Origin of the sequence: Streptomyces sp. SudanB182_2057, assembly GCF_964272715.1 — a bacterium.
GTDB lineage: Bacteria > Actinomycetota > Actinomycetes > Streptomycetales > Streptomycetaceae > Streptomyces > Streptomyces rubradiris.
The window spans coordinates 1087741-1098470 of sequence record NZ_OZ186798.1 but is presented as its reverse complement, the minus strand read 5'-3'; the positions used below and the strand labels follow the sequence as shown (position 1 = coordinate 1098470).

The following is a 10730-nucleotide window of genomic DNA, read 5'->3' as shown; positions in this document are numbered from 1 at the left end:
TGGCGTCCCGGGCGCGATGACGGAGGCAGGCCGTATGACCGCGGCGGGCTCCCGCGTGCCTCGCGTGGGCGGCCGGGTCGGTCGGCTACGCGTGGGCGCCCGGCTCGCCGGAGGCCGTCGCGTCGGCCCCCGTGGGCGGGAGGGCTTCGGCGGGCGTGTTCGCGGGGGCAGGAGCGCCCGCCCCCGCGCCGCCCGCCCCCGCGCCGTCGCGGCCACGGTGGCGGCCGACCGTACCAGCGCCGCCGTGGCCAGGGAACGGGACTGCTGCGGCCAGGCGATCGCCAGGACCGAGGGCGGTGCGTCCGTGACAGGTCGGTAGGCGACCCCGGGGCGCGGGTAGCGGCCGGCGACGGAGGCCGGCAGCACGGCCACCGCGTCGCCCAGCGCGACGAGCGTGAGCAACTGGGCGAGGTCCCGGCCCGCGCCGCGGGTCTCCTCGAGGAACCGGTGCAGCCCGCCGGGCCGCAGGCCCAGGTCGGCGAGGGCGAGCCGGTCGCGGCCGGCCAGCGGGTGGGCCGAGCCGAGGGCGGCGACCCGGCCCTCTTCGAGCAGGGTCTCGCTGTCCAGGCCGGTCCGGTCGAACGGCTCGTGCAGCAGCGCCGCGTCCGCCTCCCCGCGCCGCAGCAGCCGGGGCTGCTCCTGCCACGCGCACAGCCGGACCGTCACCGGCAGGGCGCCGGACCGGGCGGCGTAGTGCTCCAGGAGGGGCTCCAGCAGCCCCGCGTCGCCGTCGGCCTTGACCGCCAGCACCAGTTTCCGGTCCGGCCCGGCCGCGCGCCGCGCCCGCCGCCCGGCCGCCTGGAGGGCGTCCAGCGCGAACCGCGCCTCCGGCAGCAGCACCTCACCCGCCTCGGTCAGCGCGACGCGGTGCGTGGTCCGGTCGAACAGGGGCACCCCCAGCTCGCCCTCCAGCCGGCGGATCGCCCGGGACAGCGGCGGCGGGGAGATGCCCAGCCGCTCGGCGGCGCGGGCGAAGTTGAGTTCCTCGGCCACGGCGACGAAGTAGTGCAACAGGCGGGAGTCCACCCCGCGCCCCCTCCGCTCGGTATTGCCCTGAGGGTAACAACCCTGAGCCGGCCGGACCTTCGGTTCCCGGGATCCGGCGGGCAGGCTCGGACACGTCTTCTTCCGCTCATCTTCTTCCGCTCGTCGAGCAGACCCCTTCCGGAGCCCTCATGATCCTCGTCACCACCCCCACCGGCCAGATCGGCGGCCAGGTCCTCGCCACCCTCCTCGACGCAGGGGACGCGGCGGGACCGGTGCGCGTCGTCGTCCGCGACCCCGCCCGCCTGCCCGCGCGGGTACGCGACCGGGTGGAGGCCGTCACCGGCTCGCACGCCGACCCCGACGTCATGGCCGAGGCGTGCGCGGGCGCCGACCGGGTGTTCTGGCTGGTGCCGCCGTCGCTCACCGCCGACAGCGTCGAGGGCCACTTCCGCGCCTTCACCCGGCCGCTCGTGGACGCGATCGCGAAGCAGGGAGTCGAGCGGGTCGTCGCCGTCTCCACCCTGGGCCGCGGGGTGGCCGGGCGCGCCGGGCAGATCTCGGCCTCGCTGGCCGCCGACGACGAGGTACGGGCCACCGGCGTGCACCACCGGGCGCTGTGCCCGCCGTACCTGATGGAGAACCTGCTCGCCCAGACCGCCGCCCTCCGCGACGGCGGTGAACTGGCCATGGCGGTGCCCGGCGACCGGGTGCTGCGCACCTGCGCCACCCGGGACATCGGCGCCACGGCGGCGCGGCTGCTGCTCGACGGCACCTGGACCGGCCAGGCCGACGTGCCGCTGGCGGGCCCCGACGACCTGACGCCCGAGGGCATGGCCCAGGTGGTGTCCGAGGTGCTGGACCGGCCGGTCCGCTTCCGCCGGGTCGGCGCCGGGGAGCAGAAGGCGGCGCTCCTGCGGCACGGCGCCGGCGAGGCCGCGGCCCAGGGCCTGGCCGACATGATGCGCGCCCTGGACGAGCAGGACTTCTACGGCGCCGGCGTGCCCGTCACCCCCGACACCGCGCCGACCGGTTTCCGTCAGTGGTGCGAAGAGGTGCTCAGGCCCGCCGTCCTCGGCTGAGCCCGCGGCTCACCGCTCCAGCAGCATCCGCTGCAACTCGCGCGCCGCCCGCGGCGGGGCCACGTCGCTGCGGTGGGCGAGCGCGATCGTACGGTGCAGTCCGGGCCGGTCCAGCGGGGTCACCCGCAGCCCGCGCCCGGCCCGGGTGGCGACCATGCGCGGCACCACCGCCACCCCCAGCCCGGCCCGGACGAATCCCAGCACCGCGTCCATCTCGCCGCCCTCCACCGCGAAGTCCGGCTCGAAGCCCTCCGCCCGGCACGCGGCCACGGTCAGCTCCCGCAGGTCGTACCCGTGCCGGAACATCACCAGCCGCTCGCCCTCCAGATCGGCGATGCGGATCACCCGCCCGCCCCGGCCGGGCGCCGGCGCCTCCGGCGAGGACACCACCACCAGGTCCTCGCGCAGCAGTTCCACCGTGGTCAGCGCGGGCGCCGGCGTCGGCAGCGGCAGGACGACCAGCGCCAGGTCGAGCGCACCGCGCGCCAGCTCGCGCACCAGGTCGTGCGAGCCGCCCTCCTCGATCAGCAGCCGGATGCCCGGGTAGCGGTCGTGGAAGGCGCGCAGCACATCCGGCAGCAGTCCGGTGCACAGACTCGGGGTCGCCCCCAGCCGCACCCGCCCCCGCCGCAGCTGCACCAGCTCCTGCACCTCGTGCCGGGCGGTGTCCGCGTCGGCCAGGATCCGCCGGGCCAGCGGCAGCAGCGCCTCGCCCGCGTCGGTGAGCGTGATGTTGCCCCGCGCGCGCAGGAACAGATCCGCGCCCAGCTCCCGCTCCAGCGCCTTGATCTGCTGGGACAGCGACGGCTGGGCCACGTGGACCCGTTCGGCGGCCCGGGTGAAGTGCCGCGTCTCGGCGACGGCCACGAAGTACTGGAGCTGCTGGAACTGCACCCGACCAGCATAGTCTCCGGCTATGGAAACAAGCTGCACCATGTCTTGGACCGATCGGGACCTTCGGCCCTAGCGTTCTGTGCCATGGCTCTGGCAACGCGGACGGACCGACGGCCGTCCATGGCGCGTACCGTGTGGGACAGCTCCGTCGGCAAGAAGACGGTCATGGCCGTCAGCGGCGTGATCATGCTGCTGTACCTGGTCGCCCACGTCATCGGCAACCTGAAGATCTTCTTCGGTCCGGACGAGTTCAACCACTACGGGCACTGGCTGCGCACCGTCGGCGAACCGTTCATGCACTACGAGTGGACGCTCTGGCTGGTCCGGGTCGTGCTCGTCGTCGCCGTGGTCGCCCACGCCACCTCCGCCTACCAGCTCAGCCGTCGCGACCTCAAGGCCCGCCCCACCAAGTACGTCCACAGCAAGCCGCGGGCGAGCTACGCGACGCGCACCATGCGCTGGGGCGGTGTCATCCTCGGGCTGTTCATCGTCTGGCACGTCCTCGACCTGACCACCGGCACCGTGCACTCCGGCGGCTTCCAGGAGGGCCACCCGTACCAGAACGTCGTGGACACCTTCTCCACCTGGTACGGCAATGTCATCTACATCGTCGCGATGCTCGCGCTCGGCCTGCACATCCGGCACGGCTTCTGGAGCGCCGCCCAGACCCTCGGCGTCGGCAGCCGCGCCCGCGACCGCGCCCTGAAGACCGTCGCCAACGTTCTCGCGCTGCTGCTCACGGCCGGCTTCATCGCCGTACCCGTGGGCGTCATGACCGGAGTGGTGAGCTGACCATGACGTACACCGACTACGCGACCGGCGCCCCGGTCACCGACACCAAGGCCCCGTCCGGCCCGGTCCACGAGCGCTGGGACACGCGCCGGTTCGAGGCCAAGCTGGTCAACCCGGCCAACCGGCGCAAGCACACGGTGATCGTGGTGGGCACCGGCCTCGCGGGCGGCTCCGCCGGCGCCACCCTCGCCGAACAGGGCTACCACGTCGTCCAGTTCTGCTACCAGGACTCCCCGCGCCGCGCCCACTCCATCGCCGCGCAGGGCGGCATCAACGCGGCGAAGAACTACCGCAACGACGGCGACTCCATCCACCGGCTGTTCTACGACACCGTCAAGGGCGGCGACTTCCGCGCCCGCGAGTCCAACGTGCACCGGCTCGCCCAGATCTCCGTGGAGATCATCGACCAGTGCGTGGCCCAGGGCGTGCCGTTCGCCCGCGAGTACGGCGGCCTGCTCGACACCCGCTCCTTCGGCGGCGTCCAGGTCTCCCGCACCTTCTACGCCCGCGGCCAGACGGGCCAGCAGCTCCTCCTCGGCGCCTACCAGGCGCTGTCCCGGCAGATCGCCGCCGGGAACGTGGAGATGCACCCGCGCACCGAGATGCTGGACCTGATCGTCATCGACGGCCGGGCACGCGGCATCGTCGCCCGGGACCTGATCACCGGAAAGATCGACACGTACTTCGCGGACGCCGTCGTCCTCGCCTCCGGCGGCTACGGCAACGTCTTCTACCTGTCGACCAACGCCATGAACTCCAACGCGACCGCGATCTGGCGGGCGCACCGGCGCGGCGCCTACTTCGCCAACCCCTGCTTCACCCAGATCCACCCGACCTGCATCCCGCGCACCGGCGACCACCAGTCCAAGCTGACCCTGATGAGCGAGTCGCTGCGCAACGACGGCCGGATCTGGGTGCCCAAGGCCAAGGGCGACACCCGCCCGCCGCACCAGATCCCCGAGGACGAGCGCGACTACTACCTCGAACGCATCTACCCGTCCTTCGGCAACCTGGTGCCCCGGGACATCGCCTCCCGCGCCGCGAAGAACGTCTGCGACGAGGGCAGGGGAGTGGGCCCCGGCGGCCAGGGCGTCTACCTGGACTTCGCCGACGCCATCAAGCGCATGGGCCGGAAGGCCGTCGAGGCCAAGTACGGCAACCTCTTCGACATGTACCAGCGGATCACCGACGAGGATCCGTACGAGGTGCCGATGCGCATCTACCCGGCCGTGCACTACACGATGGGCGGCCTGTGGGTCGACTACGACCTGCAGACCACCATCCCCGGCCTGTTCGCCATCGGCGAGGCCAACTTCTCCGACCACGGCGCCAACCGGCTCGGCGCCTCCGCCCTGATGCAGGGCCTGGCCGACGGCTACTTCGTGCTGCCGGCCACCATCAACGACTACCTCGCCCGCAACCCCCACCAGGACCCGGTCACAGGCGCGCACCCCGCCGTCCAGGAGGTGCTGGCCGAGACCGAGGACCGGATCAACCTGCTGCTGGCGGTGGACGGCGACCGCACCCCGGACTCCTTCCACCGCGAACTCGGCGAGCTGATGTGGGAGTTCTGCGGCATGGCGCGCTCCGACGCCGGGCTGCGCAAGGCCCTGGAACGCATCCCGCAGATCCGCGAGGAGTTCTGGCGCCGCATCAAGGTCCCCGGCACCGGCGAGGAGTTCAACCAGTCGCTGGAGAAGGCCAACCGGGTCGTCGACTACCTGGAGCTCGCCGAGCTGATGTGCCTCGACGCGCTGCACCGCACCGAGTCCTGCGGCGGCCACTTCCGCGAGGAGTCCCAGACCCCCGACGGCGAGGCGGCCCGCAAGGACGAGGAGTTCTCCTACGCCGCCGCCTGGGAGTTCACCGGCACCGGCGAGGCCCCCGTCCTGCACAAGGAAGACCTGGTCTTCGAGTACGTCCACCCCACCCAGCGGAGCTACGCATGAAGCTCACCCTGCGCGTCTGGCGGCAGAAGAACGCCGGCGCCGAAGGAGCGATGTCCACCTACGAGGTGGACGACATCTCGCCCGACATGTCCTTCCTGGAGATGCTGGACGTCCTCAACGAACAGCTCATCCTGTCCGGTGAGGAGCCCGTCGCCTTCGACCACGACTGCCGCGAGGGCATCTGCGGCGCGTGCAGCCTCGTCATCAACGGCGACGCGCACGGGCCGGAGCGCACCACCACCTGCCAGCTGCACATGCGGTCCTTCAAGGACGGCGACACCATCGACATCGAGCCGTGGCGGGCGTCCGCCTTCCCGGTGATCAAGGACCTGGTGGTGGACCGGTCGGCGTTCGACCGGATCATCCAGGCCGGCGGCTACATCACCGCCCCCACCGGAGCCGCGCCGGAGGCCCACGCCACCCCGGTGCCCAAGGCCGACGCCGACTTCGCGTTCGAGCACGCCGAGTGCATCGGCTGCGGGGCGTGCGTGGCCGCGTGCCCCAACGGCGCGGCGATGCTGTTCACTTCCGCCAAGGTCAACCACCTCAACGTGCTGCCCCAGGGCGCGCCCGAGCGGGAGACCCGGGTGCTGGACATGGTGGCCCAGATGGACGCCGAGGGCTTCGGCGGCTGCACGCTCACCGGGGAGTGCGCCACGGCCTGCCCCAAGGGCATTCCGCTGATGTCCATCACCAGCATGAACAAGGAGTGGCTGCGGGCCACCCGGAAGGCCGGCAAGAGGTAGCCGCAGACTGAAGACGTTCGCCGACCACAGGCGGGCGGGCGGGGCCGGGGAGGTGCTCCCCCGGCCCCGTCTGGTGTTCCGGCCCCGGTAGCCTGCCGCCGTGATCTCCGGGAACGAGCGGAGACCGGCTGCCCGGGGCGTTCACCAGCCCCACATCCGCGCTCCCGGCACCGGTCACGCGCACGCCAACCGGCCTCGGAAGAACAGGAGCGGAGGGCCGCGCACACCGGGCCCGCCGCCCCCTGCCGACCCGGCCCGTGCCCAGGAGTAAGCCATGACCGGCGTTCCCACTCTCGACCGTCCCCCGCAGCCCGCGGCCCCCGCCCGCTACACCGTCACCCTCGCCCGCGACGAGGACGACGTGCGTGCCGCGCAGCGGCTGCGGCACGACGTCTTCGCCGGGGAGATGGGGGCCCTGCTGGCCACCCCGGAACCGGGGCACGACATCGACGCCTTCGACGCCTACTGCGACCACCTCCTCGTCCGCGAGGAGACGACCGGGCAGATCGTCGGCACCTACCGGCTGCTGCCGCCGGAGCGGGCCGCCGTCGCCGGACGGCTCTACTCCGACGGCGAGTTCGACCTCACCGCGCTCGACGCGATCCGGCCGCGACTGGTCGAGGTCGGCCGCTCCTGCGTCCACCCCGACCACCGCGACGGCGCCGTCATCGGCCTGATCTGGGCCGGCATCGCCCGCTACATGACCGAGCGGGGCCACGAGTGGCTGGCCGGCTGCTGCTCCGTACCGCTCGCCGACGGCGGCGCCCTCGCCGCCGGCACCTGGCAGCGGGTGAGCGAACGGCACCTGGCGCCCGAGGAGTTCCGGGTCCGGCCGCTGCTGCCGTGGACGGCGCCCGCGACCGCCCCCGCCGCCCGCACCGAGCTGCCCGCCCTGCTGCGCGGCTACCTCCGGCTCGGCGCCTGGGTGTGCGGCGCGCCCGCGCACGACCCCGGCTTCGGCGTCGCCGACCTGTACGTCCTGCTGTCCATGCGCCGGGTCGACCCGCGCTACCTGCGCCACTTCCTCTCCCTCGTCCCGGCCTGATGAGCGGCTGGCTGCCCACCGCGCCCTGCACCCCGGCCGCCTGCGTGGAGTCCGTCCGGGCCACCGCGTCCGTCCCCCGGGCCGTGCTGCGGCTGACCGCGCTCGTGGCCCTGGTGCTGGCCGGGATCGCGCTGTCCCCGTTCGGCGGTCGGGTCCCCGCCGCGTGGGTCCGGCGGTGGTGCGGGCTGATCGTGCGGGCCGCCGGGGTCCGGGTCCGGGTCACCGGCACCGCCCCGCCGGACGGCGGGCTGCTGCTCGTCGCCAACCACGTCTCCTGGCTGGACATACCGCTGCTCGCCGCCGTACGCCCGGCCCGGATGCTCGCCAAGGCCGAGGTGCGGCGGTGGCCCCTGGCGGGCGCGCTCGCCGCGCGCGGCGGGGCCCTGTTCCTCGAACGGGACCGGCTGCGCGCCCTGCCCGGCACGGTGGCCCGGATCGCCGGCACCCTGCGCGCGGGCGGGGCCGTGACCGCCTTCCCGGAGGGCAGCACCTGGTGCGGACGCGCCCAGGGCCGGTTCCGCCGGGCCGTCTTCCAGGCCGCGCTCGACGCGGACGTACCGGTCCAGCCGGTCGGCCTGCGCTACCGGCGGCGGGACGGCGGCCCCGGCACCGCGGCGGCCTTCGTCGGCGAGGACACCCTGCTGGCCTCGCTGTGGCGGGTGGCCCGTACCCGCGGCCTGGTCGCCGAGGTGGAGCTGCGTCCGCTGATCCGGCCGGGCACCCACCCCGACCGCCGCACCCTGGCCCGCGCCGCCCAGCCGCCCGCCCCCGAGCCCGCCTGGACCCACGTGGCCCTGGTCGCCGGCGCCCAGGCGCGCCCGCTCGGCCACGACACCCGCGCGAGCCGCCCCGTCCTCAGGGCATGACCGGGGCCGGGACCGTGCCGGCCCGGGCGCTCACGGCAGGACCCGCGCCAGATAGGGCGCCGTCGCGCTGCCCCCGGCCCGGGACACCTCGTCCGGCCGGCCCTGCGCCACGACACGGCCGCCGCGGTCGCCGCCGCCCGGGCCGAGGTCGATCACCCAGTCGGCGCCCGCGACCACCGTCATGTCGTGCTCGACCACGACGACCGTGTGCCCGGCGTCGACCAGCCCGTGCAACCGGTCCGTCAGCACCTCCACATCGGCCGGGTGCAGCCCGGTCGTCGGCTCGTCCAGCAGATACAGGGTGTGGCCCCGGCGCCCCCGCTGGAGTTCGCTCGCCAGCTTGATCCGCTGCGCCTCCCCGCCGGACAGCTCGGTCGCGGGCTGCCCGAGCCGCAGATAGCCCAGGCCCACGTCCAGCAGGGTGCGCAGACTCCGGGCGGCGGCCGGGGTGTCCGCGAAGAACTCCGCGGCCGCCTCCACCGTCAGGTCCAGCACCTCGGCGATGGTCCGCCCCCGGTACCGCACCTGAAGCGTCCCGGGGTTGTAGCGGGCGCCCGCGCAGTCCGGGCAGGGCGCGTAGGTGCTCGGCAGGAACAGCAGCTCCACGCTGACGAACCCCTCTCCCTGGCAGGTCTCGCAGCGCCCCCCGGGCACGTTGAAGGAGAACCGGCCGACCCCGTACCCGCGCGCCCGCGCCTCCTCGGTGCCGGCGAACACCTTCCGTACGACGTCGAACAGGCCCGTGTAGGTGGCCAGGTTGGAGCGCGGGGTGCGCCCGATGGGCCGCTGGTCGACCCGGACCAGCCGTCCCACCCCCGGCAGTTCCTCCGTCAACTCCCCGACCAGCGTGGACTTCCCGGAACCGGAGACACCGGTGACCGCCGTGAACGCGCCGAGCGGGAACCGGGCCGTGACCGCGCGCAGATTGTGCCGGGTCACCGGCCCCACCGTCAGCCAGCCGCGCGGCTCGCGGACCTCGCGCGCCGGACCGGGCGACTCGTCGAAGAGGTAGGCGGCCGTCGCCGACCCGGCCACCGAGGCCAGTTCGGCCGGCGGCCCGCTGTACAGCACCCGGCCGCCGTGCTCGCCCGCGCCCGGACCCACGTCGACCACCCAGTCGGCGCCGCGCACCACGTCCAGGTGGTGTTCCACCACGAACACCGAGTTGCCGGCCGCCTTGAGCCGCTCCAGCACGGTGAGCAGCGCCTCGGTGTCCGCCGGGTGCAGCCCGGCGGACGGCTCGTCCAGCACGTACACCACGCCGAACAGCCCGGAGCGCAACTGGGTGGCCAGCCGCAGCCGTTGCAGCTCGCCGGGGGACAGCGTGGGGGCGGCCCGGTCCAGGCTGAGGTAGCCGAGGCCCAGCTCGACCACCGGCGCGATCCGGGACTTCAGGTCCGCCGTGAGGACGCGCGCCGTCTCGTCGCCGCCGTCGGGCAGCCCCGCGAGGTCGGTCAACGGCAGCGCGGCGAGTTCGGCGATGGTCCGGCCGCCGTAGGTCACCGCGAGCGCCTCCGGCCGCAGCCCGCTGCCGCCGCAGGCCGGGCAGGGGGTGCTGGTCAGGAACCGCTCCGCCTTCGCCCGCAGGGTGGCCGACCTGGTGTCGGAGAACGTCTTGAGCACATACCGGCGCGCGCTCGTGTAGGTGCCCTGGTACGGCCGTTGGATGCGGTCGGCGTCGCGCACCGGGTGGACGGTGACGACCGGCTGCTCGTCGGTGAACAGGATCCAGCGGCGCTCTTCGGCGGGCAGCTCGCGCCAGGGCCGGTCCACGTCGTGGCCGAGCGTGTCCAGGATGTCCCGCAGGTTCTTGCCCTGCCAGGCGCCCGGCCAGGCCGCGATCGCCCCCTCGCGGATGGACAGCGAGGGGTCCGGGACCAGCAACTCCTCGGTGGTGTCGTGGACTTCCCCGAGACCGTGGCAGCCCGGGCAGGCCCCGGCGGCCGTGTTCGGCGAGAACGCGTCCGAATCCAGCCGCTCCGCGCCCGGCGGGTAGCTGCCGGCCCGGGAGAACAGCATCCGCAGCGAGTTGGAGAGATGGGTGACCGTGCCCACCGAGGAGCGGGAGGTGGGGGCCGAACGGCGCTGCTGGAGCGAGACCGCGGGCGGCAGCCCGGTGATCTCGCCGACCTTCGGGGCCCCGACCTGGTGGATCAGCCGGCGCGCGTACGGCGCGACCGACTCGAAGTACCGCCGCTGCGCCTCGGCGTAGACGGTGCCGAACGCCAGCGAGGACTTGCCCGAGCCGGAGACCCCGGTGAACACGGCCAGCACGTCCCGGGGGATGTCCACGTCCACGCCCTTGAGGTTGTGCTCGCGGGCGCCGCGGACGCGGACGTAAGGGTCGTAAGGGGTGTGCATCGGGGGAACTC

At 74.1% G+C, this 10730-nt stretch carries 8 protein-coding genes and 1 pseudogene; 6 read left to right on the top strand and 3 right to left on the bottom strand.

Going from position 1 to position 10730, the window contains the following annotated elements; translation table 11 throughout:
• Nucleotides 1–189: 189 nt before the first annotated feature.
• Nucleotides 190–1026 (bottom strand): annotated as a pseudogene (locus ACSURM_RS04465) (LysR family transcriptional regulator); the annotation flags it as partial.
• 149 nt (nt 1027–1175) lie between these two features.
• Between ACSURM_RS04465 and ACSURM_RS04460 the strand changes: the two are divergent.
• Complete coding sequence (locus ACSURM_RS04460) at nt 1176–2066, top strand: NAD(P)H-binding protein (RefSeq protein ID WP_436953638.1); 891 nt, start codon at nt 1176–1178, stop codon at nt 2064–2066.
• Nucleotides 2067–2075: 9 nt separating this feature from the next.
• Here ACSURM_RS04460 and ACSURM_RS04455 read toward each other — a convergent pair whose 3' ends face one another.
• Nucleotides 2076–2960, bottom strand: coding sequence for a LysR family transcriptional regulator (locus ACSURM_RS04455; RefSeq protein ID WP_359042308.1), 885 nt, complete (start codon nt 2958–2960; stop codon nt 2076–2078).
• A gap of 120 nt (nt 2961–3080) precedes the next feature.
• Between ACSURM_RS04455 and ACSURM_RS04450 the strand changes: the two genes are divergently transcribed.
• The 5 genes from ACSURM_RS04450 (at nt 3081) to ACSURM_RS04430 (ending at nt 8358) form a co-directional block, all read left to right on the top strand.
• Complete coding sequence (locus tag ACSURM_RS04450; protein ID WP_436960926.1) at nt 3081–3752, top strand: succinate dehydrogenase; 672 nt, start codon at nt 3081–3083, stop codon at nt 3750–3752.
• Between the two features lie 2 nt (nt 3753–3754).
• Nucleotides 3755–5701 carry a fumarate reductase/succinate dehydrogenase flavoprotein subunit gene (locus tag ACSURM_RS04445; RefSeq protein ID WP_436953637.1) on the top strand — a complete coding sequence of 649 codons (1947 nt, stop codon included), beginning with the start codon at nt 3755–3757 and terminating at the stop codon, nt 5699–5701.
• Nucleotides 5698–6447 (top strand): succinate dehydrogenase/fumarate reductase iron-sulfur subunit, encoded by a 750-nt coding sequence (locus tag ACSURM_RS04440; RefSeq protein WP_030780434.1) that lies wholly within the window; start codon nt 5698–5700, stop codon nt 6445–6447. Before ACSURM_RS04445 ends, ACSURM_RS04440 begins: the two co-directional genes overlap by 4 nt.
• A 274-nt stretch (nt 6448–6721) precedes the next feature.
• Nucleotides 6722–7492: a GNAT family N-acetyltransferase gene (locus tag ACSURM_RS04435; protein ID WP_436953636.1), complete on the top strand. Its 771-nt coding sequence runs from the start codon at nt 6722–6724 to the stop codon at nt 7490–7492.
• The gene (locus ACSURM_RS04430) at nt 7492–8358 is read left to right on the top strand and encodes a lysophospholipid acyltransferase family protein (protein ID WP_436953635.1); all 867 of its coding nucleotides are present in this window, start codon (nt 7492–7494) and stop codon (nt 8356–8358) included. The genes ACSURM_RS04435 and ACSURM_RS04430 overlap by 1 nt, the downstream gene beginning before the upstream one ends.
• Before the next feature lie 30 nt (nt 8359–8388).
• Here the strand turns inward: ACSURM_RS04430 and ACSURM_RS04425 are convergent, their stop codons facing one another.
• The gene (locus ACSURM_RS04425) at nt 8389–10719 is read right to left on the bottom strand and encodes an ATP-binding cassette domain-containing protein (protein ID WP_436953634.1); all 2331 of its coding nucleotides are present in this window, start codon (nt 10717–10719) and stop codon (nt 8389–8391) included.
• Nucleotides 10720–10730 lie beyond the last annotated feature (11 nt).